Source organism: Paraburkholderia sediminicola (assembly GCF_046026855.1).
Lineage (GTDB): Bacteria > Pseudomonadota > Gammaproteobacteria > Burkholderiales > Burkholderiaceae > Paraburkholderia > Paraburkholderia sediminicola_A.
The window spans coordinates 56888-79249 of the sequence record NZ_JAQQET010000004.1; the positions used below are offsets into that span (position 1 = coordinate 56888).

A 22362-nucleotide genomic window follows, 5' to 3' on the forward strand; every position below is an offset into this window, starting at 1 on the left:
GCCGGCGCGAGACCAGTTACCTTAATTGGAACAGTTCGATCAGGCGAACCGGCGGCGATTCTTAGCCAGGCTCAGCGCCAGCGGCACGAAAGCCACCACGAAAGCGACCAGCGACCAGGTGGGCAGCGAGAGGCCCAGAATCGGCGGATAGGCCGTTTCGCAGAGGCCGGCGACCTTGAAGACACCGGGCAGCCAGTGCGCGGGCGGCAAGCTGTCGACCACCGGCTGCAACGCGTCGAAACCGCAACTGAAGCCCGGATTCGCCTGGACATACACGTGCCGTGCGGCCGTTACGATGCCGCCCAGTGCCGACAGGGCCGCCAGCACTTCCAGCAGACGCACGCCGCGCCAACTGTTGAAGCGCGCGCCGAGGAACGCAAAAATCGCGATCAGCAGGAAGAAATAGCGCTGGATGATGCACAGCGGACACGGGTCTTCGTGTAGCCCGTATTGCAGATACAGCGCGCCGGCGACGAGGCCGACGCAGATCAGGCCAAGCAGAACCAGCAGGGAGCGCTCGCGGCGCAGCATCGCATTGTCGTTATTCATGGATCGTGTGGCTGTCTGGAAACGGAAAGGGCGGGTGCCCGCGATTCTAGCGCGAACCCCCGCCCTGGCGCTTATCGCGCTTTTAAGTCGCAATCCCGCTCAGTGTCTGCTCGGGTCCCGATCAGCGAATTGCTTTGAGCACCGCTTCGGCGCCGCGGCCGATTGCCAGTAAGGCGTCGTCGGCGTGGGGGGCGCCTGCCAGCATCAGGCCGACCGGCGCGTCGCCACGTAGATGGCAGGGCAGCGACAGTGCGCAGGTGTCGAGGAAGTTGAACGCGCTCGGATTGCGCAGGATCAACGCGTTGGTGCGGCCAAATGCGTCGTCGTCGTGGATCAGATCGGCCACGCGCGGCGGCACCACCGGCACGGTGGGCGCGACAACCGCGTCGAAACGCTGCCACAGCGTGCGCGCGGCTTCGTCGAGCATGGCCTGGCGTTCGGCAAGCAGGTCCAGATAGTCGGCGGCGCTGGCGGGTTGGCCCTTCAGGATGCGTACCAGCACGCGTGGATCGTACTGCTCGCGGTGCTTCTCCAGCAGCGGACGGTGCCATGCATACGCTTCGATCGGCGAAAAGCCGAAGCGGTTGATCTCGTGCAGACGGTCGAGCGGCGCGAAGCGTACTTCGGTGACGATCGCGCCGGCCGCTTCCAGATGCTTGAGCGCCGTGTCGATCGCGGCGGCGACTGCCGGTTCGACGCCGTCGGTAACGAAATTAGTCAATACGCCCAGGCGCACGCCTTCGAGCGGCCGGGCCGCCGGGATGCGCGGCTCGAGCCCGGCCAGCATCCGGTCGACCAGCGCGCAGCAGGCCACCGAGACGCCGATTGGTCCGAACGAGTCGAGCGTCGGCGAGAGCGGCACGCCGCCTTGCTTCGGGATGCGGTCGGCGGTCGGCTTGAAGCCGGTCAGGCCGCACAGCGCTGCCGGGATGCGGATCGAGCCGCCGGTGTCGGTGCCGAGCGCGATGGCCGCCATGCCGTCCGCGACCGACGCCGCCGCGCCCGACGACGAACCGCCCGAAATCCGCTCGTCGCCCTTCACTCCGCGCTGATACGGCGACAGCGGATGCCCGTAGTGGGGGTTCAAGCCGAGTCCGGAAAACGCAAACTCGCTCATGTTGGTGCGCCCGACGATGACCGCGCCCGCCCGTTTCAGGCGCGCGACCGCGACCGCGTCCGCCTTGGCGGCGGGCGCATCGGCCAGCACCACGGAACCGGCACGAGTCGGCTGGCCCTCGATATCGAACAGATCTTTGACCGACACCGGAATCCCGGCGAGCGGCGAGAGGACGGTGCCGGCGGCGCGCAGGCGGTCGTGCGCGTCGGCGGCGGCGCGGGCGCTGTCGGCGTCGACGTGCATGAAGGCGACCGCGCCCTGACCAGCCGGATCGGCGATCCGTTCGAGCGCGGTTTCAACGAGCGCGCGACTCGTGGTGCGGCCGGCGGCGAGGTCGGCGGCAAGCTGGGCTAGCGGCGGGAAGGGCGTGAATTCAGTGGCCATGGTGTCGGGAAACATCCGGTTGAACTGCGTGAAGCCGGTTGGGGTCGCGGTTGTGGTCGCCGCGGTTGATGTCGATTAATTCGTTCAATTAATGCGTTCAATTAGCGGCATCCGATCAGCTTCGATCAGATGCGATTGAAGAGCGTCGCGCGGAACGCTTCGATATGCTTTTGCACCGATTGCCGGGCGCCTTCGGCATCGCGCTCGCGCAGCAGGCGAAACAATTCCAGATGTTCTTCGTGGACGTCTTCGAGATGATGCGGCTCGGACAGCGAAATGAACCAGAAACGCAGCGAGCGTTCATGCAATCCGCGCAGGATGTCGGCCAGCACCGGGTTGCGTGACGCGGCCGAAATCGCCAGATGAAACTCGCGGTCGATATCCATCATGCCTTCGATATCGTGCGCGGCGACGCAAATCTCCGAGCGGTCGAGCAAGGCCTGCATCGCGTCGAAATCGTGTTGCTGCGCGTGGCGCGCGGCCAGTTCGACGCAGTAGCTTTCGTTGACGAGCCGCACGTCGATGATCGCGAGCACGTCGTCGAGCGAAACCGGACGGACCATGATGCCCTTTCTCGGCATGATGGTGAGCATGCCTTCGTGCACCAGCCGGTGCAGCGCCTGATGAACCGGGGTTCTGCCGATACCGGTCAGCACCATCAATTCCGCTTCGTTGAGCACCTCGCTCGGCCGCAAGCGCATCGTGATGATCTCGCGCTTGACGAAGGCATAAGCCTGCTCGGCGAGACTTGCCGTGGCGGTCTCGCGAGGGGCACTGGAACGGCGGGCAGTCTGCAAAAGCGTCATGTGAAGAGGGAGGCGGGCGATGTCGTCCGCATTGTAGAGCAAGGTTTTACGAGGACGGCGCCTGGTGAGCGGTTGCTCACCGGCGCCGTTTGCGCATGAGGCGCCGTCCTCGTGTCACAGCCATCGCGGCAATCATCGCGTATCAGGCGCTGCTCGGCGTCGCCGCCGCGGCATGCTGCACCTTGACGCGCGGCATCATCAGCGTGACCAGGCCGCCGACGATCAACGCCCCCGCGATCAGCACCAAGCCGAAGGTCACGCTATGCGTCGCATCCTTGACGATGCCGAGCACATACGGGCTCACATAGCCGGCCAGATTCGCAATCGAGTTGATCACGGCGATGCCGGCAACCGCCGCGGTGCCTTGCAGGAACGTGGTGGACATCGACCAGAAGATGCCGAAGCCCGCCAGAATGCCGATATACGCAATCGACAGACCGGTGACGGCGAGCGGAATCGAATTGGTCACCGAGGCGCTGCCGAGCAGGCCCGCCGCGCCGATGAAGCAGCACACGGCATAGTGCCAGCGCCGTTCGCCCGTAATATCCGACGAGCGGCCGATCAGGATCATGCCGATGCCCGCCGCAAGGTAGGGAATCGCGGTGACGAAGCCGTTCGTGACGAGATTCGTGACGCCGAGGTCCTTGACGATCTGCGGCAGCCAGAACGAGAAGCCCGCATTGCCGGTGACGAGGCAGAAGTAGATCAGCGTCAGCAGCCAGAAGCGGCTTGAGCGCAACGCGACTCCAAGGCTATGCTCTGCGCCGGCGGCGGCTGCCGCAGTGTTTTCGCGCGAGAGGCGGGTGAGGATCACACGCTTTTCGTCGTCGGTGAGCCAGGCGGCTTCGGCGGGCGTGTTGCGCAAGACGGCGAGCGCCCAGAAGCCGGCGAGGATCGACGGAATGCCTTCTATCAGGAACATCCACTGCCAGCCGCGCAAGCCGTGCGCCTCATGCAACGCCGACATCAGAAAGCCCGACAACGGTGCGCCGATAATGCCTGCCACTGGAATCGCCGCCATGAACACGGCGACCATCCGCGCGCGCCGGTCGGACGGAAACCAGAAGGTCAGATACAACACCACGCCCGGCACCAGACCGGCCTCGGCGACGCCGAGGAAAAAGCGCAGCACGTAGAACATCGTTTCCGAGTGCACGAACATCATGAGACACGACAGCAGGCCCCACAGCATCGTGATGCGGGCGATAGTGGCGCGTGCGCCGAACTTCTTCAGCAGCAGATTGCTCGGCACTTCGAACACGAAATAGCCGAAGAAAAAGATCCCCGCGCCGAGTCCGTACGCCGCGTTCGAAAGGCCGAGGTCGCCGGTGAACTGCAGCTTCGCGTAACCGATGTTGACGCGGTCCAGGTACGACAACACGTAGACGAGAAACAGGAACGGCATGATGCGCCAGGTGATCTTGCGCAGGGCAGCGGCTTCGAGCCACGCGTCGGAAGACGCGTCGGCGTTGGCGGATAGCGGAGGGGAACTCATGGGTGCCTCATTCGACGATAGGTAACGCGTGCACGCGGTAGGCGTGGCGCAGCGTGCGGTTCAGGATGGGGTCGTGCAGTTCGAGTTCCAGAGCGTCGCCGTCGGCCATCCCGACGATACCGCCTTGTACGGCCAGCGTGCCGCAGAACATCGCGGCGCCTTCTGCCACGGGCGCGCGTTCCAGCAGATCGGCGGCCGGCAGCAGTGAAGCGACGCTGCCTTGCTGATAGACGCGCCGCTCGCCGTTGTTTGTCACAGCGAATGCGCGCAGTTCAAGCTGGTCCCAGTGGCCCGCCACGTCGTCGAAACGCCAGGCGTCGCGTGCGACCGGCTTCGGGCAGACCTGTTTCGATACGGTGACGCCGTAGGCCTCGACTTCGCGGTCAGTATGGTCGGAGCCGACGGTGACGAGCAGCCCCGTCTTCGAGCGCACCAGCACGCACTCGGCTTCACCGCTGGACTTCACGCCGACTACGTCGATCTGCCCAGCCTGCGTCAGCAGCTCGGCACCGAGGCGGTAGAAGCAGGGCGTGGTGGACGGCCGCTTCACGCCGAGTTCGGCCAGTTCGGCGATGTGATGCTCGATCGCCGCCTGGTCGCGCCCGGCCCAGCCGGCGATCGTCAGACGATTCACTTCGACGATATCGGCGTGGCTGTTGCCGGAACGATCTACAACATTGAAGGACACCTGCTGCATCACTCGACTCCCAAGAAAATATGCGACAAATATTATTGTGATATTTCACAGATGTCCAGCACGTCAAAAAAGTTTCGGATGGAGCGGCCTGCTGTGCGCCTTGTGACCCGGCCAATCCCAAGCCCTTTCGACGTTTGCGCGATTCGGTGCGTCGCGCGGGTGCGTTACACTGCGTTTTTGAGACATTACTTTTTGTAAGGGACGCATCCATGCATCATGGCATCGGCTTCATTCAGGATCTGGCGGTCGTGATGGCGCTCGCCGGCGTCGTCACCGTGCTGTTCCATCGCCTGAAACAGCCGGTGGTGCTGGGTTACATCGCCGCGGGCGTGATCATTGGGCCGTACACGCCGCCGTTCCAGCTGATTCACGACGAGCAGACCATCCAGACGCTCGGCGAACTCGGTGTGGTGTTCCTGATGTTTTCCCTCGGGCTCGAATTCAGCCTGCGCAAGCTCTTCAAGGTCGGCGCGACGGCGATCGTCGCGGCGCTCTCCGAAATCGTGCTGATGCTATGGATCGGCTACGAGATTGGCAGCGCGTTCGGTTGGAGTTCGATGGACTCGTTGTTCCTCGGCGCGATTCTGGCGATCTCGTCGACCACCATCATCGTCAAGGCGCTCTCCGAGTTGGGTCTGAAGCGCGAGAGCTTCGCGCAACTGGTGTTCGGGATTCTGATCGTCGAGGACATTCTCGCCATTGCGATGCTGGTGCTGCTCTCAGGCATTGCGCAGACGGGGCAGTTGAGCGCGGGTGTCGCCGTTGTGACGCTCGGCAAACTGCTGCTCTTCATGACGGTGTCGCTGGTGGTCGGCATTCTGGTTGTGCCGCGCGCGTTGAACTACGTGGCACGCGCGAAAAGCGACGAAATGCTGCTGGTGTCGGTGCTTGGCTTTTGTTTCGGCTTCTGTCTGCTGGTGGTGAAGCTTGATTACAGCATTGCGCTCGGCGCGTTCCTGATCGGCGCGATCATGGCGGAGTCGCGTCATCTGCATCGGATCGAGCACCTGATCGCGCCGCTGCGCGACGCCTTTTCCGCGATCTTCTTCGTGACAATTGGCCTGATGCTGAACCCGGCCGTGCTTGTCGACTACGCATGGCCGATCGCGGTGATTACGGTGGCCGTGATTGTGGGCAAGATCGTTTCCTGCGGGCTGGGTACGTTTCTCGCCGGCAAGGACGGTCGTACGGCGATGCGGGTCGGCATGACCGTCTCGCAGATTGGTGAGTTCTCGTTCATCATCGCCTCGCTCGGTCTGACCTTGAAGGTCACTAGCGCGTTTCTGTATCCGATCGCGGTGGCCGTCTCCGCCTTGACCACGCTTTTCACGCCTTACCTGATTCGCGCCGCCGATCCACTGACGCAGCGCCTCGGCCAGGCGATGCCGCGCACGCTGGCTAACGGGTTCAGCATGTACGGGCAGTGGCTGCGCAGTTTGAGCACCGGAACCGGTGAGCCGACGCTGTTCAGCATGACGCGGCGGATCGTTTTGCAGATCGCCATCAATCTGGCTTTGGTCGCGGCGATCTTCCTGACTGTGTCGTATAGCGCGCCTTACACCAGCACCTTGCTCGCACACTGGATGAATTCCGAGCCGATGCAGCGCGTAGTGCTGTGGAGCATCGCGCTGGTGCTGTCGATGCCGTTCCTGGTGGCGGTTTATCGCAAGACCAAGTCGCTCGCGCTGTTGCTCGCCGAGGTGAGCGTGCAGCCGGCGACGGCGGGGCGCTTAACCAGCGCGATCCGTTACGCGATCTCCGACCTGGTGCCGGTGGTTTCGATGGTCGGCGTGTTCTTGCTGGTCGCCGCGCTCTCCGGCGGCATCTTGCCGCCTACGGGCCTCCTGACCGTGGTGCTGGTTTGCGCCGCGTTGCTGCTGGCGCTGGTCTGGCGCTGGTGCGTGAAAATCCACGCGGCGATGCAGATCGCCCTGCGCGAAACTTTCGAGGAACAGCCGGATCCGTAAGTTAGACGGGCCTGCGCCCTAACCCGCAACAATGTGAGCAATTGTGTGCGGGTTTGCGGGGCTTGCCGCGCTAGCGGATAATCAGGGCATATTCATTCGTTCGCGTGGAAGGCGCCTGTCTGACTGTCATGAGCGAAAATAAACCTGAAAACGCCGGCAAGCCCGGCAGCCCATCGTCGCCTTCGGCGACGCCAACGTCCTCAACGCCCTCAACGACGTCCGGCGCAGCCCCTGGCGCGTCGAAGTCCGACGCCACGCCGCCTGAGCCGGCGGCTTCGCTACCGCACTCTCACGAAGACTCCGTCCAGTCCCCGATCAGGGAGACGGTGACGCCGCCTGCGGCTTCGACTGCCTCGCCGGCTGCCGAGGAGGCCGCCGTGAGGTCGTCGACCGACAACCCCGGGAGTGCGTCTACCGTCACCCCCGCCGATCCGCAAACGGCGCGTCAACGCGACGCAGCCGAAGCACGCAGTTCGGCGGCTGCGTCGACCGCGCAGCAGGAGGCCGCAGTCCGCGAGCACGCGGCACGCAAGGCGGGATCTGCCGTCAGGAGTCCAACTTCACGTCCGGCTACGCTCGAAAGCAGCGAACCGCTCGCTGACGAATTGAGCACAGCGGCTGACGAAGCGGCGCTAACGGAAAAGGCGGAAAAAGCGGAAAAGCCGGAAGCCGCCGCCGGCCGCCCGGCCGGTTCACCGCCGCCGGGTTTCGGCGCCGCGCCTGATTTCAGTGCATCGAACCCGCCGCCGCCGAACGCGCTGCCGCCGTCGCCGCCACGTTATCTGAAACAAAGCGATTCGGCATGGACCGTGTTCGGCCGCATCATCGCGGCGCGCGCGCGTCAGTTGTTCGATCGCGCCGGTCAGCGGATCACGCAGCGTACGTTGCGCATCGGCGTGTCGGCGCGCATCTTCCACCCGGAGCCGGGCGCGAAGGGCCTACGGGGCAAGACACTGCAATACCTCGAGGAATCGATCGCGCACTGGGTGATGTCGCGCGACGTGCTGGTGTTCATGATTCCGACGGTTGGCCATCAGGGCATGCTGCATCCGAGCAATATCCGTTTGCGCGACTATGCGAAGCATCTCGACGGTCTGCTGCTGCAAGGCGGCGCGGACGTCTCGCCGCAGTCGTACGCGGAACAGGCGACGAGCCCCGAGTGGCCGGGCGACCGCGTGCGTGACATGTACGAACTCGAACTGCTGCATGAGTTCATCGAGTCGGGCAAACCGGTGCTCGGCGTGTGCCGCGGCTGCCAGTTGATCAACGTGGCGTTCGGCGGCACCCTGTACCAGGACATCGCCACCGATGTGCCGACTGCAGGCGCGCACGTCAACGAGAACTACGATCAGCATCGGCACAGCATTCATTTCCCGGACGGCTCGACGCTGGCCAATATGTTTCCGGGCCGCCGCGAAGCGATCGTCAACTCGATTCACCATCAGGCGGTCAAGACGATCGGCCGCGATCTGAATATCGAGGCGGTGTCGGCTTCGGACGGCATCATTGAGGCCGTCCGCTACCGGCGTGCGCCGTTCGTGATGGGCGTGCAGTGGCATCCGGAGTTTCATCGCGCGGGCGGTCCGGAGTTGCTCGATTGCACGCCGTTGCTCGATACGTTCCTGCGGGTGGCGCGCGAAACGCGGTTCTGAGGCCGCGTCTTTAAGCCGGGCTTTCGAGTCCGGCCTTTCAAGTCCGATTTTTTTCGGGTGCATGCTGTTGTGCATGGGTTCGCGCAACGCTTAAGCCGGCGCGCTTTGGGTGGATGTTTTCTCCCGCGCCGGCTTTCCCTTCGTGTTCGTTCTGCTATGGTCCTATCTCCATATCGTCGCGCTGCTTGATGTTGGATTCATGTGAATGCCATGCAGATTGGGAAACGTCCGCATGAGTCAAATTGTTGCGTTTTTGTCTTATCTGAAATCTTTTATTTCTCGACTGGCGCGTCCATCCAGCCAAATCGTTCGTTATCGATTTATCTCAATTTAAAGTCCGTCTGTGCGACATCTGAATGCTTCGCTTAACGGCTAATCCGCGCGATAATCTGCGGCTGTTTTGGATTTGCATGGAGCATGCACGTATGAAGTACCCCTTAATTGTACGGCGCGCCATGCTGCTCGCGGCCTCGTGTGCGCTGTTGCAGCATGGTGGCTTCGTGCTGGCAGCGCAAGGCGACGAGGCCGCACCGCTGGTCGGCACGCGGCCGGCCATGAACACGCTAACGCCGCAACCGGTTGCCGCCGCGCTGCGCAGCGCGGCATCAAACACGCCGGTTACCGCCGGTGAGGCACAAGGTAACGTCGCCGAACTGATGCAGATGATTCACGACGCCAGGCTGAGCGAATTGCGCACCACGTATAACGGCAGTTACGGCGCGAGTCTGTTCTTCTATCCGCAGGAGATGACGTATTACGTCGCGCTCTTTCAGGACAAGCATTTCTGGCGCGTGATCAAGTCGGAGGATGTCGGCCGGGCGGAAGCGGTTTATGCCGGCTTCGTCCAGCAGACGGCGCAACTGGCGGACGTCGAGATTCGCCGCACGCAGTTGCAGGCGCAGAAGGCATATATCGAAGACATCATCGCGTTGTCGGAAGATCGCGCGAAACGCTTGCAGGCCGATCTCGACGTTGCGCGTACGCAGCAGGCCAAGGTCAACGACTACCAGCGGCAGACGCAAGGCGAGGCGGTTGCGCTGCACGCGGAAAAGGAAAAGGCGCAGGCGCAGTTGCGTCAGGTGCAGGGCGAAGTGATGCAGTTGCAGCGGCAAACCGAGTTTGGATTGCCAACGCAGAAGTAGGCGCGTGAGCATAAAAAAACCCGGCCATTCATGGCCGGGTTTTTTACGACTTGATTTTGCGACAACGAGGCGCTTACTTCGCGAACTGATCGGGAACCTCGGTTACGCGGCGTTGCGACATGTGGTCGATCCATTCTGTGCCACCCATGCCAGGCGAATTAAGCGACGAAGCAGGGCGCGACGGCGGCGCAATATTGCGCAGGTGTGTGCTGGCTGACGTGGTTATCGACGCGTATTCGTCGGTGCCGAGCTGCGACGGCGCGATTGGCGAGTAAGGACCCGCCGACGATGGCGTCGGTGACGTTCGTTGTGCGGTCGCCGGCACTGCAATCTGCGGCACTTCGTAGTTCGTTGGCGACATGTTTGGCGGCCGCGTCGCGATGGTGGTCTGCGAACTGCGGTCGCTTCTTTCGTACAGGCTCGTGGGGCCTTTGCGTTGCTTATCCTGGCGTCGCGATACATTGGTGCCGGTTGCAGCATGTGCCGGCCTTGCCTTGACTGGAGTGACGATTTCCGTGGCGGGGCTTGCCGTGATATCGCGTAACGGAACCGTGGCTGGTGCGTTCGGCAAAATTTCAGGCGATGCGGGTACAGAGGCGCGTGCGGATCCAGGCGCGCCTGCCGCATGCACGGGCGACGACGCGGCGCTCGGCGCAAGCCCCGCTGCACGGTTGTTAGCGGTTGGGTGTGGATTAACGGCGGCATCAGGCGAGAGGCGATTCGCCAACTGCGCCTGCTGGCGGAGTGGGATCTGGCCCGCTGGCTTGACATCGCTAACTGAGTGACGCTGCGCCAGATGACCAGATGCAATCCAGGCAAGCATCGCGGCGCCGCCGAGTGCACAGGCGCCGCCCGCCAGCGCGCCCCAATGCATTGACCCGCCGCGCGGCGATGCCGGAGCGGCGGGCATGCTAACCGGCGAGAAAGGCGCGGTTTCTGCGGCTGTTCGCAAAGATTCGTCGACCGGTGCGTCGAACACGGTTGTCGAGGTAGCCGGCGGGATGAAACCTGTGGACGCAGCGGGCGGCTTGCGCAACGATTCCCACTGGCAGAGCGCGCGGATGGTTTCCGCATTGAGACAAAAGGTACGTAACACGGCCGCATAGAGCGCTTTGAGTTCCGCCCGTAAGCTAGGTCCAGGCGGCAGCAGCGCCCAATCGCGGCCGAATGGCGCGGGCAGCAGGCGACAGAGCGGCGACAGGCTCGGCAGCGCCATGGAGCCTTCGATGAGGGTGAGGGGAATAGTGGTTGACATCGGTTTCTTCGCAGCGCCTCGTAAAGGGGCCGCGGACTGGCGGCTCAGGGGGCTCTGGCTTCTGGGCGATGCGTGTGAAACGCGGTCGCAACGCCGTGTGAAAACGGCGTACTCAGGTCGAGCACGCCGCCGCATAAGTGGTCACTGTGAAGCCATCGGGGTGCTGAAGATGATGCCTGGAAGTAGCTGAACTAACGATCGGATTGTTCCGAAAAAGAAGCGCCGTTCCGTCCTGAGTCGGATTCGCTTTGGACGGCGATCAAACCAGGCATGCCTGTTTCATCGATCCAGCCGGTACACATAGCGCAATGCAGTAATATCCACGCCGCCCATATGATCCGGTTCTGCGCCGACGAACTGCCAGCCTTGTCTTTCATAAAAGCCGATCGCCGGTGTGTTGCCTTCGAGCACGTAAAGGTACAACTGCGTCTCTCCTTGCGCGCGAGCCCAGTCTTCGGCTGCACGCATCAACAGCTTGCCTGCGCCAATGCCCTGGTGCGCAGGCAGCGCGTGCAGGTTGTCGAGCAGCACGCCCCACGCGGACTCCGGTTGCCGTTCGACACAGACGAAACCGACCGGCTCGCCCGCGAGCTCGGCGATCAGGATGATGCGGCGCTCGCCGCCGGGTGCGCGCAGGCGTGCTTCCCAATAGGCGGCGCGCTCCCGCGTCACTTCGCCGTCGAGGAATGCGTCGGGCAACAGGCCGCGATAGGTAGCCTGCCAGCTGGTGCTATGGATCGAGGCGATCAGCGCTGCATCCGCAAGGGTCGCAGGGCGCAGCGAAAGTACGCGGGAGGTTTGCATCGGGATGGTGTTCAACGGGAATTGCCTGTCTGCGAAAAGTTTACCGCAAGGATGAACCGGCGTTGTCTGTAATGAAACTGTATGGAATACGCGACAGTGCCATGAACGGTAACATTACGTGTTGCGGGCTCCGGGTGTTTCACAACGTTTACCCTGATACCGCCTGAATGCGTTCAGCATGAAAATGCAGCGCCCCCGGCGCGTTCCAAATTAAGCTGCCTGTGGCATCCGCTTGCCGAACGCAGTGGATCGTTTCAACTGCCTGAGCGCCGCCTGTCTGCGTGGCGACGGGCTTACAGAGAATGTCATGTCTACTGCGTCACACGCCGCTTCCTCATCCCAGGAATCCAAGGTCAAGACAGTTTTCCGCGTCGTCAGCGGCAACTTTCTTGAGATGTACGACTTCATGGTCTACGGCTATTACGCGTCCGCGATTGCCAAGACCTATTTCCCAAGTGGCAACGAATTCGCTTCGCTGATGCTGTCGCTGTCGGTATTCGGCGCAGGTTTCCTGATGCGGCCGCTTGGCGCCATCGTGCTGGGTGCCTACATCGACCATCACGGCCGGCGCAAAGGCCTGATCCTTACGCTTGGGCTGATGGCGCTCGGCACGCTCACGGTCGCCGCGATTCCCGGCTACGCGACCATCGGTGTGCTGGCCCCGGCGCTCGTGCTGTTTGGCCGACTGCTGCAAGGCTTCTCCGCAGGGGTCGAACTGGGCGGCGTGTCGGTCTACCTGTCGGAGATCGCAACCAAGGGCAACAAGGGCTTCTATTGCGCGTGGCAGTCGGGTAGCCAGCAGGTTGCCGTGGTGTTCGCCGCGCTGATTGGCGTGTTCCTGAACAAGTTGTTGCCGGCCGACCAGATGACGGCCTGGGGTTGGCGCGTGCCGTTCCTGATCGGCTGCCTGATCGTGCCGTTCCTGTTCATGATTCGCCGTTCGTTGCAGGAAACCGAGGAATTCAAGGCGCGCAAGCATCATCCGAGCATGGGCGAGATCATGAAGACGATGGCCGCGAACTGGGGCATCGTGCTGGGCGGTATGGGCATGGTCATCATGACCACCGTGTCGTTCTACATGATCACGGCCTACACGCCGACCTTCGGCAAGGAAGTGCTGAAACTCTCGTCGATCGATACGCTCGTCGTCACCGTCTGTATCGGTTTGTCGAACCTGGTCTGGCTGCCGCTCGCGGGCGCATTGTCGGACCGCATCGGCCGCCGTCCGGTATTGCTGGCCTTCACGATCCTGACGATCGTCACCGCGTACCCGGCGCTGCAATGGCTGGTCGCTGAGCCGTCGTTCGTTCGCCTGCTGGTGGTCGAGCTGTGGTTGTCTTTCCTGTACGGCAGCTACAACGGTGCGATGGTAGTGGCGTTGACCGAAGTGATGCCGGTCGAGGTTCGGACCGCGGGTTTCTCGCTGGCCTACAGCCTTGCTACGACGATCGGCGGCTTCACGCCGGCCATCTCGACACTGCTGATTCACACCACGGGCAACAAGGCCGCGCCTGGCCTGTTCCTGGGCGTGGCGGCGATCTGCGGGTTGATCGCGACGCTCGTGCTGTATCGCACGCCGGAGTCGCGCGATCAGTATCGAACGGCTTAAGGGTAAGGTTCACCGCTCGTCCGGATAAACCATCCGGACAAACAAAAACCCCCGGGCTCTCACGAGCGCGGGGTTTTTTGTTGGACGTTGCGTCGGCAATGGATTTCGCTGGGTCTGGCCCAGTTAGCCGCGGCGCAATTCGTTCGCCACCGCCTCCACCACATCGCCCCACGCGCCGGGTTGCGGCTGGCGCAGCAGCGTTACGCCCGGATACCACGGACTGCGCGTCTCGCCGACGAACCAGCGCCAATCCGCAGCGAACGGCAGCATCAGCCACAGCGGCTTTTTCAGTGCGCCGGTGAGGTGAGCGATCGACGTATCGATCGACACAACCGCGTCGAGCCGCTCGATGATTGCCGCAGTATCCGCAAAATCGCCGATTCGTTTACCCATGCGATGAATCGACGCCGCGTGTGGATGCGCGTCGAGCGCCGCATGTTCCTCGGCGCTCAGTTCAGGTTGCAACACGATCCAGTCGATCCCTTCAAGCGCGAACAGCGGAGCGAGCGCGGCGAGCGGCATCGAACGGGTTTCGTTCTGCTGGATACGTCCTGACCACGCAATGCCGATCTTGCGCTTCGCGTGACCGCCGAGCGAACCGCGCCATTTGCGGCCGTAAGCCGGCGGCGCGCTGAGGTAGGGCGTGCGGGCGGGAATCGTATCGTAGGTTGTGCCGAGCGCGAGCGGCAAACTCAGCAGCGGGCATTGCAGATCCGCCGCTGGACGCGGTGCGCCCTGGGCGATCAGCGTCACACGCCAGGCTTGCGCGGCCGGTGCAAGCAGCGGCAGCAGTTGCGGCTGCACTTCAAGTACCACGCGCGCCGCACGCTGCGCGGCCATTGGCACGAAGCGCACAAATTGCAACGTATCGCCGAAACCCTGCTCGGCATGGACAAGGAGCGTGCGTTGTTCGATTGGCTCGCCGTGCCAGCGCGGCAATGTCTGGATGACCGGCTGCGCGGTGATCTGCAGTCGCCATTCGTATTCCGGCAGCCCACGCGTGAAATCGCGCAACGCAAGCCATGCAAGCGCGCGGTTCATGTGCGCGGACGCGAGATCGGGGCGCAAGCGCAACGCCTGATCGAATGCCCGCACGGCGGCGGCGTGCGCGTTCAGCGCCTGGTGTGCCGTGCCGAGACTCAGCCAGGCGAGCGCGAATTGCGGATCGAGGCCGACCGCCCGCTCGAGATACGGCAGCGCTTGCGCATGGCGTCCCAGCGCCGCGAGCGCGTTGCCGAGCCCGAAAATGGTGGGCGGCAGGTTCGGCTGCAAGGCGAACGCCGCCTGGAAAGAGGCGACCGCTTCTTCGTGGCGGTCAGTGGCGTCGAACGTGTTGGCGAGGTTGAAGTGCGCGGCGACGAAACGTGGTTCGGCGGCCAGCGCCGCCTGAAAGCACGGAATCGCCTCGTCCGCGCGGTCAAGTGCGTTCAGCGACATGCCCATGTTGTTGAGCGCGCCCGCATGACCGGGGCGTAATTCGAGCGCGCGCTGGAACGACGTGATCGCATCCGTATGACGGCCGAGCGCATGCAATGCGTTGCCGAGATTGTTGTGCGACGAGGCGTCGTTCGGTTGCAGGCGCAACGATTTCTCGAACGCGTCGGCGGCGTCTTCGTGGCGGCCGACCGATGCGTACGCATTGCCCAGATTGTAGTGCGCCATCGGGAAGGACGGCGCAAGCGTAAGCGCATTGCGGAACTGTTCGATGGCGTCGTCGATCTTGCCCAGCGCCTTCAGTGCGTTGCCGAGGTTCAGTTGCAGCGCGGCGTCTTCCGGGCGCAGGTTCACCGCGCGCCGTACAAGCTCGGCGGCTTCGGCGTGCTGGCCCTGCTGGTGGCGCAGGACGCCCAGCAGGTGCAATGCATCGACGTGCACGGGATTGCCGTCGAGCGTCGCGCGGTAGCCGCGTTCGGCGTCGTCGAGACGGCCGTCACGATGCGCCGCGAAAGCGCGGTCAAATACTTGTTGCATGACGGAGGGAAGGCATTTCGGGTGGGGCGGACGCCGCATTTTCCCACACTCGCCGGGTCGCCCTCAGATTTGACCTGTTGTTTCGATATCTATAACATGTGAACATCTGTTCACATGTATGCATGATGATGCCACTTGCCATGGATTCCGCGATATCGCCTGTCAGTTTTGAGGACCGCCCGGTGGAGACGATCGTGCCGCTGGCCGACCTGTTTCGCCTGCTTGGCGATCCAACGCGTTTGCGCATCGTGCTCGCGTGCGTCGACGAGCGCCGCGCGGTCGGTGCGATTGCGGAGGGACTGGGCTTGTCGTCGTCGCTGGTGAGCCACCATCTGCGGCTGTTGCGCGCGGCGCGGATCGTGCGCGCGGAGCGGCAGGGCAAGCAGGTGTTCTATCTTGCCGCCGATCGTCACATCAGCGCGATGCTGGCCGGTATGCTCGAGCATGTGGCCGAGCCGGCCGGCGAATTTCCTCTGGACCCGTCATGAAGAAACCCACTACGCCGAACCGGCCCGCTGAAGAACGCGAGGACGACCACGCGCCGGTCTGGCTCGATGGGGAATTCGACGGGACCGACGGCGAAGATGCGCAGGCCGAGGGGAAAGAGCGCGGTGCTGATGGTCAAGTCGGGCATCGCCATGATGTGGCTCGTCCCGATGCTGGCGATGCGTATGAGAGCAGTGCGGGGGAACACGGAGCGCTCGGGCGAGATTCACACGATGACGATGCGGACCACGGCCACGAGCATGGTCACGACCACGACCACGACCACGACCATGATCACAGCCACGGCGTTGGCGGCCACAAAGGCCATAGCCATGGCGACCACGATCACAGTAGCCACGACCAACACGACCACGATAGCCACGCCAGCCACAACCACAGCCACGCCGGCCATCACCATGCCCACGCACCCGTTGCAGGCCACGGCCGTGCCTTCGCACTCGCCGTCGCACTGAATGTAGCAATCGTGCTGGTTCAAGCCGTCTACGGCGTGATCGCGCATTCCACCGCGCTGCTCGCCGACGCGGGCCACAATCTCTCAGACGTGCTCGGCTTGCTGCTCGCCTGGGGCGCAACCTGGCTCGCCACGCGCCGTCCGTCGGCACGCTATACATTCGGCTACGGCAGTTCGTCGATCCTGGCGTCGCTCGCCAACGCCGGGTTGTTGCTCTTCGCATGCGGCGTGATCGTCGCCGAGGCAATCGGACGCCTGATGAGCCCGGCACCGGTTGCGGGACTCGTGGTGTTCGTCGTCGCGACGGTCGGCGTGGTCGTGAACGGCTTCTCGGCGTGGCTCTTCATGCGCGGCCAGAAGGAAGACCTGAACATACGCGGCGCATTCCTGCATATGGCCGCGGACGCCGGCATCTCGGCCGCGGTCGCGATCAGCGGTCTCGTGATTCTCTATACCAACTGGACGTGGCTCGACCCGGTGATGAGCCTGCTGGTGGTCGCGGTGGTGGTGGCCGGCACGTGGGGCCTGCTGCGCGATTCGGTGCGCATGGCGCTCGACGCCGTGCCGCCCGGCGTCGACCTGCAGCATATCCGCGACTATCTCGCCGGACAGCCCGGCGTCACCGACGTGCACGACCTGCACGTCTGGGCGCTGTCGACTACCGGCAATGCGCTCAGCGCGCATCTGGTGATGCCGGCAGGCCATCCCGGTGACGAGTCGATCGACGGCATCGTCATCACACTGCGCGAACGTTTTTCGATGCAGCACGCCACACTGCAAGTCGACCTCGGCACCACGGTGCATCAATGCGCGCTGGATCATCCGCACGATTGATGCGGCGCACCGTTGAGCGGACTATCGGCGGCGTACACTAGAACGTACTGTGGTCTCCGGAGTTCCGCATGGACGCTGCCGCACACGATGCGTCGCCGGTGCTGATCGTTGGGGCGGGGCCGACCGGGCTCGCCGCGGCAATGAGTCTGGCGCGTGCCCACATCCCCGTGCGTCTGATCGACAAAGCGCTGCAACCGAACCCGTATTCGCGGGCCATCGGCATTCAGGCGCGCACGCTCGAACTGTTTGAACAACACCGGCTGATCGAGCCGTTTCTCGAACTCGGCCATCGCGCGCGCATCGCCAATCTTTTTTCCAATGGCATGCGTCTCGCACGCCTCGATTTCGATCCGCTGCATACGCGCTATCCGTATCTGCTGTTTCTCGATCAATCCGTGACCGAACGTCTGCTGACGGAACATCTCGCGACGCTCGGCGTGACGGTCGAACGCGGCGTTGAGCTGGCGATGTTCTCGCAGGGCTCCGCCAGTATTCAGGCGACGTTGCGTCGCGCGGATGGCCATACGGAGACCCTGCGCCCGTCGTACATGATCGCCGCTGACGGTGCGCATAGCACGATCCGTCACCGGCTCGGTTTGAACTTTGTGGGCAACACTTTCGAGCAGACGTTCCTGCTTGCCGATCTGCGTGCCGAAACCGATTGGCCCGAAGACGAATTCCATATCTTCGCTTCAGGCGAGGGTCTCGTCGCGCTGTTTCCGATGGGCCATGGCCGCCATCGTCTGATCGCGGATCATCCCGTCGCACCGACCACGGTTCCGGAGGCGGCCACGCCGGCAGTGCTCGGTGAACCGTCGCTCAACCAGGTTTCGCCGCCGTCGCTGGACGAATGCAAGGCACTGATTGCCCAGCGTGTGCGGGAACGCGTTGAGGTATCGGACCTGGCATGGTCGTCGTATTTTCATCTGAACAGCAGAATGGTGGAGAGACTGCGTGTCGGCCGCATCTTTCTCGCGGGCGACGCCGCTCACGTCCACAGTCCTGCCGGCGCACAAGGGATGAACACGGGTATTCAGGAAGCGTTCAATCTCGGCTGGAAGCTCGCACGCGTTTTGAACGGCGCGGCGCCTGACCGCCTGCTCGATACGTACCACCAGGAACGGCATCCGATCGAGCGCGACGTGCTGCGGCAAACCGGCTTCATCACGCATATGGCCGAGGCCGATCATGGACCGCTGAAGCTGCTGCGCGAGCGCGTGATGCCGGTGCTGGCCGCGCTCGGTCCGTTGCGCGATGCGGCGCGGATGACCATCAGCGAGTTGTCGATCCAGTATCGACGCAGTCCGCTGACGTTCGAGCGCGTTCTCGACGGCGGTCCGCGTGCCGGCGAGCGGGCGCCGGATGCGCTGGTGCATGTGCTGGATGGGCCACTTGGCCGCGCGCCGGGCGTCGGTTGTATTTTCGATCTGCACGATCCGGCGTTCTTCTCATTGTTCCTGCTGGTCCAGCCGCTGCCCGTCGACGAAACGCCGCTCGATCCTGCCGCGAAGCATGCGCTGCCGCCGGACCCGGAACTGGAACGCCTGGCTGCGGAAGTCGAGAAGTTGCTGCCGGGTGCGGTGCGCATCTGGCGCGTGACCGATACGAGCGGCGAGGGCGCGCCGGCGCTGTCCGAATCGTATGGGCGCACACGGCCGTCGTTCTATCTGGTGCGGCCGGACGGCTACATCAGCGCGCGCGGGCGCACCGGCTCCGATCTGCATGGCTTGCTGCGGCATTGCGAAGCGTGGTTCGCGGTGGGTGGGGTGATACCGGAGCAGGCGGCCCTGTGAGGCTGCTAACTGAAATGGCCGTCCGGGGTGGACCGTGAGGCGATCGTGTAAAGGCGGCCCGTGGCATGAGCCGCCTTGCGCACAGCAGATGCTGGGTGAACCGCGCCGTCTATACCGTAGAAAGTGCAGCCGGCGTGAGCCCGTCACGATGCTTGACGAGCGCTTCCCTGACAATGCTCGACATCTCGATGCCGCTCGCATCCGGCTCATCGAGCGCAGCCAGCAAAGCGCGTCGCATACGCGGCTCCCAGAAGCGACGGATATGATCGGCGATGCCGGCGAGCGCTTCTTCGCGGTCCGGCATCGAATCGAAAAAGTCGCCGATCCGGTTCGCCATGTCGATCAGATTCTGATTGTCCATGGTTCGCCTCACTTACCCGACGTTGCGTTGGTCAACTCGCGATGCTTCAGAAGATCGAGTTGTTCCGTGTTGAAGCGCGAATAGTCCTTCTGCCATTGCGACGGTTGTTCGACCGGCATCACCTGCACCGCGGTCACCTTGTACTCAGGACAGTTGGTGGCCCAGTCCGAGCTATCGGTGGTGATCACGTTCGCACCCGATTCGGGGAAGTGGAATGTCGTATAGACGACGCCCGGTTGCATCCGCTCGGTCACTTTCGCGCGCAACACGGTTTGTCCCGCGCGCGATTCGATGCCGACCCAGTCGTCGGTCTTGATGCCGCGTTCCTCCGCATCGTGCGGATGCAGTTCCAGCCGGTCTTCATCATGCCAGCGGGAATTCTCGGTGCGGCGCGTTTGCGCGCCGACGTTGTACTGCGACAGGATACGGCCGGTCGTGAGCAGCAGCGGGAACTTACGCGTGACTTTTTCAGGCGTCGCGATGAACTTCGTAATCACGAACTTGCCCTTGCCGCGCACGAAGGCGTCGATGTGCATGGTCGGCGTACCGTCGGGTGCATTCTCGTTGCACGGCCACTGGATGCTGCCGAGTTCGTCGAGCTTCCTGTAGGACACGCCGTGGAAAGTCGGCGTGAGACGCGCGATCTCGTCCATGATCTGCGACGGATGCGTGTAGTCCATTTCATAGCCGAGCGCGCGAGAGAGCATCACCGTGACTTCCCAGTCGGCATATCCCGGAACTGGCGGCATCACCTTGCGCACGCGCGAGATGCGGCGCTCCGCGTTGGTGAAGGTGCCGTCCTTTTCGAGGAAGGACGAACCGGGCAGCAGCACATGCGCGTACTTCGCGGTCTCGTTGAGGAAAATGTCCTGAACGACGATGCATTCCATCGACGACAGTGCCGCCGCCACATGGTGCGTGTTGGGATCGGACTGCACAATGTCTTCGCCCTGGCAGTACAGGCCCATGAAGGTGCCGTGCACCGCAGCGTCGAACATGTTCGGAATGCGCAGGCCCGGTTCGGGCTGGAGCGTGACGTTCCATGCCTCTTCGAACAACGCGCGCGTGATTGAATCGCTGATGTGACGATAGCCCGGCAGCTCGTGCGGGAACGAGCCCATGTCGCACGAACCCTGTACGTTGTTCTGGCCGCGCAGCGGATTCACGCCGACCCCTTCGCGGCCAATGTTGCCGGTCGCCATCGCCAGATTCGCGATGCCCATCACCATTGTCGAACCTTGCGCGTGTTCGGTGACGCCGAGGCCGTAGTAGATCGCGGCGTTGCCGCCCGTGGCGTAGACGCGTGCGGCCTCGCGAATGGATGCAGCGGGCACGCCGGTGAGTTGTTCCGTTGCTTCCGGCGCATTCTCGGGCAGGGCCACGAATGCACGCCATTGCTCGAACGCGCGCGTTTCGCAGCGCTCGGCGATGAACGCTTCGTTCAGCAGCCCCTCGGTCACGATCACATGCGCGAGCGCATTGACCACCGCGACGTTGGTGCCCGGACGCAATTGCAAGTGCTGCGACGCCTTCACGTGCGGTGTATCGACGATATCAATGCGGCGCGGATCGACGACGATCAGCTTCGCGCCTTCGCGGATGCGGCGCTTCATGCGTGAGCCGAACACCGGGTGGCCGTCGGTCGGATTCGCGCCGATCACCATGATCACGTCGGCCTTATCGACCGATGCGAAGGTCTGTGTGCCAGCTGATTCGCCGAGTGTGGTCTTCAGGCCATAGCCGGTCGGCGAATGGCACACGCGCGCACAGGTGTCGACATTGTTGTTGCCGAATGCGGCGCGCACGAGCTTCTGTACGAGATACGTTTCCTCGTTCGTGCAACGCGACGACGTAATGCCGCCGATCGAATCGCGGCCATGCTTTGCCTGAATGCGGCGGAATTCCGACGCCGCGTAACTGAGCGCTTCTTCCCAGCTGACTTCGCGCCACGGATCGGTGATCTTCGCGCGGATCATCGGCTTGGTGATGCGGTCCTTGTGCGTCGCATAGCCCCATGCGAAGCGGCCCTTCACGCACGCGTGGCCTTCGTTCGCCTGGCCGTTCTTGTGCGGCACCATCCGTACGACCTGGTTGCCCTTCATCTCGGCCTTGAGTGAGCAGCCGACGCCGCAATACGCGCAGGTGGTCACGACCGAATGTTCGGCCTGGCCGAGCATGATGACGGTCTTTTCCTGCAAGGTCGCGGTCGGGCACGCGGCGACGCACGCGCCGCATGACACGCATTCCGATTCCATGAACGGCTGGTTTTCGCTTGCAGCGACGCGCGATTCGAAACCGCGTCCGGCGATCGTCAGCGCAAAGGTGCCTTGCGTTTCTTCGCACGCGCGTACGCAGCGATTGCAGACGATGCACTTCGACGGGTCGTACGTGAAGTACGGATTCGATTCGTCTTTCTTGTCCTTCAAGTGGTTTGCGCCATCGAAGCCGTAGCGTACTTCGCGCAAGCCGGTAACGCCCGCCATGTCCTGCAACTCGCAGTCGCCGTTGGCGGGGCAGGTCAGGCAGTCGAGCGGGTGATCGGAGATGTACAGCTCCATCACGTTACGGCGCAGCGATTGCAGACGATCGGTTTGCGTGCGGACCTTCATGCCGGCTTCGACGGGTGTCGTGCACGAAGCGGGATAGCCGCGCTTGCCTTCGATCTCGACCAGACATAAACGGCATGAGCCGAACGGCTCGAGCGAATCGGTCGCGCAGAGCTTCGGCACATTGACGCCGGCTTCGACGGCGGCGCGCATCACGGAAGTGCCGGCCGGAACCGTCACCGCCTGGCCGTCGATTTCCAGCGTGACGTCGACGTCCGCATGACGCGCGGGTGTGCCGTAGTCGGTATCGTCAAAGAACGAACGGGGCGCAGGTTGTTGCGCTTGCGCTTGTGATTTGCACGCGCAATTGCCAGAGCCGCAGCCACCGGCGGGGGAGAGCATGTCGGACATGTGAGGCTCCT

General features: G+C 63.4%; 17 protein-coding genes. 7 read left to right on the top strand and 10 right to left on the bottom strand.

Translation table 11 applies throughout. The annotated features are described in order from the left end of the window. Positions 1-39 precede the first annotated feature (39 nt). The 5 genes from PQR40_RS05640 to PQR40_RS05660 all read right to left on the bottom strand — a co-directional run bounded on the left by PQR40_RS05640 (position 40) and on the right by PQR40_RS05660 (position 5048). Positions 40-549, bottom strand: a complete 510-nt coding sequence (locus PQR40_RS05640) for a disulfide bond formation protein B (protein WP_153134790.1) — start codon at positions 547-549, stop codon at positions 40-42. A gap of 121 nt (positions 550-670) precedes the next feature. Continuing rightward, the gene (locus PQR40_RS05645; RefSeq protein ID WP_408508666.1) at positions 671-2050 is read right to left on the bottom strand and encodes an amidase; all 1380 of its coding nucleotides are present in this window, start codon (positions 2048-2050) and stop codon (positions 671-673) included. 125 nt (positions 2051-2175) lie between these two features. After that, the gene (locus PQR40_RS05650; protein ID WP_408333848.1) at positions 2176-2856 is read right to left on the bottom strand and encodes a GntR family transcriptional regulator; all 681 of its coding nucleotides are present in this window, start codon (positions 2854-2856) and stop codon (positions 2176-2178) included. A 142-nt stretch (positions 2857-2998) separates the two neighbouring features. After that, positions 2999-4351 carry an MFS transporter gene (locus PQR40_RS05655; protein ID WP_408508588.1) on the bottom strand — a complete coding sequence of 451 codons (1353 nt, stop codon included), beginning with the start codon at positions 4349-4351 and terminating at the stop codon, positions 2999-3001. 7 nt (positions 4352-4358) lie between these two features. Beyond that, a complete protein-coding gene (locus PQR40_RS05660) occupies positions 4359-5048 on the bottom strand; it encodes a DUF2848 domain-containing protein (RefSeq protein WP_408222424.1) in 690 nt (229 codons plus the stop codon). A gap of 209 nt (positions 5049-5257) precedes the next feature. Between PQR40_RS05660 and PQR40_RS05665 the strand changes: the two genes are divergently transcribed. The 3 genes from PQR40_RS05665 to PQR40_RS05675 all read left to right on the top strand — a co-directional run bounded on the left by PQR40_RS05665 (position 5258) and on the right by PQR40_RS05675 (position 9809). After that, positions 5258-7015 carry a cation:proton antiporter gene (locus tag PQR40_RS05665; protein WP_408388542.1) on the top strand — a complete coding sequence of 586 codons (1758 nt, stop codon included), beginning with the start codon at positions 5258-5260 and terminating at the stop codon, positions 7013-7015. A 128-nt stretch (positions 7016-7143) separates the two neighbouring features. Beyond that, the gene (locus PQR40_RS05670; RefSeq protein ID WP_408508589.1) at positions 7144-8667 is read left to right on the top strand and encodes a gamma-glutamyl-gamma-aminobutyrate hydrolase family protein; all 1524 of its coding nucleotides are present in this window, start codon (positions 7144-7146) and stop codon (positions 8665-8667) included. Between the two features lie 425 nt (positions 8668-9092). Further along, positions 9093-9809, top strand: a complete 717-nt coding sequence (locus tag PQR40_RS05675; protein WP_408333857.1) for a DUF2968 domain-containing protein — start codon at positions 9093-9095, stop codon at positions 9807-9809. 73 nt (positions 9810-9882) lie between these two features. On the opposite strand, the gene PQR40_RS05680 is transcribed toward PQR40_RS05675, so the two are convergent. Both PQR40_RS05680 and PQR40_RS05685 read right to left on the bottom strand, forming a co-directional pair. After that, complete coding sequence (locus tag PQR40_RS05680) at positions 9883-11064, bottom strand: hypothetical protein (RefSeq protein ID WP_408508590.1); 1182 nt, start codon at positions 11062-11064, stop codon at positions 9883-9885. 279 nt (positions 11065-11343) lie between these two features. Continuing rightward, positions 11344-11868, bottom strand: a complete 525-nt coding sequence (locus PQR40_RS05685) for a GNAT family N-acetyltransferase (protein ID WP_408334101.1) — start codon at positions 11866-11868, stop codon at positions 11344-11346. A gap of 307 nt (positions 11869-12175) precedes the next feature. Here PQR40_RS05685 and PQR40_RS05690 point away from each other — a divergent pair, with 307 nt between their 5' ends. Beyond that, entirely contained in the window at positions 12176-13477 is a 1302-nt protein-coding gene (locus PQR40_RS05690; protein WP_408508591.1) for an MFS transporter, read from the top strand. A 123-nt stretch (positions 13478-13600) separates the two neighbouring features. Here the strand turns inward: PQR40_RS05690 and PQR40_RS05695 are convergent, their stop codons facing one another. Beyond that, the gene (locus tag PQR40_RS05695; protein WP_408508592.1) at positions 13601-15448 is read right to left on the bottom strand and encodes a tetratricopeptide repeat protein; all 1848 of its coding nucleotides are present in this window, start codon (positions 15446-15448) and stop codon (positions 13601-13603) included. 140 nt (positions 15449-15588) lie between these two features. Here PQR40_RS05695 and PQR40_RS05700 point away from each other — a divergent pair, with 140 nt between their 5' ends. From PQR40_RS05700 to PQR40_RS05710, 3 genes are all read left to right on the top strand, one after another. Next, on the top strand, positions 15589-15936 hold the full coding sequence (locus PQR40_RS05700; RefSeq protein WP_408222409.1) for an ArsR/SmtB family transcription factor: 348 nt from the start codon (positions 15589-15591) through the stop codon (positions 15934-15936). Further along, on the top strand, positions 15933-17240 hold the full coding sequence (locus tag PQR40_RS05705) for a cation diffusion facilitator family transporter (RefSeq protein WP_408508593.1): 1308 nt from the start codon (positions 15933-15935) through the stop codon (positions 17238-17240). The genes PQR40_RS05700 and PQR40_RS05705 overlap by 4 nt, the downstream gene beginning before the upstream one ends. A gap of 68 nt (positions 17241-17308) precedes the next feature. Next, entirely contained in the window at positions 17309-19033 is a 1725-nt protein-coding gene (locus tag PQR40_RS05710; protein ID WP_408508594.1) for an FAD-dependent monooxygenase, read from the top strand. 109 nt (positions 19034-19142) lie between these two features. Here the strand turns inward: PQR40_RS05710 and PQR40_RS05715 are convergent, their stop codons facing one another. Together PQR40_RS05715 and fdhF are read right to left on the bottom strand one after the other, a co-directional pair. Next, positions 19143-19394 carry a formate dehydrogenase subunit delta gene (locus tag PQR40_RS05715; protein ID WP_408222403.1) on the bottom strand — a complete coding sequence of 84 codons (252 nt, stop codon included), beginning with the start codon at positions 19392-19394 and terminating at the stop codon, positions 19143-19145. 8 nt (positions 19395-19402) lie between these two features. After that, on the bottom strand, positions 19403-22351 hold the full coding sequence (fdhF, locus tag PQR40_RS05720; RefSeq protein WP_408508595.1) for a formate dehydrogenase subunit alpha: 2949 nt from the start codon (positions 22349-22351) through the stop codon (positions 19403-19405). Between the last annotated feature and the right edge of the window lie 11 nt (positions 22352-22362).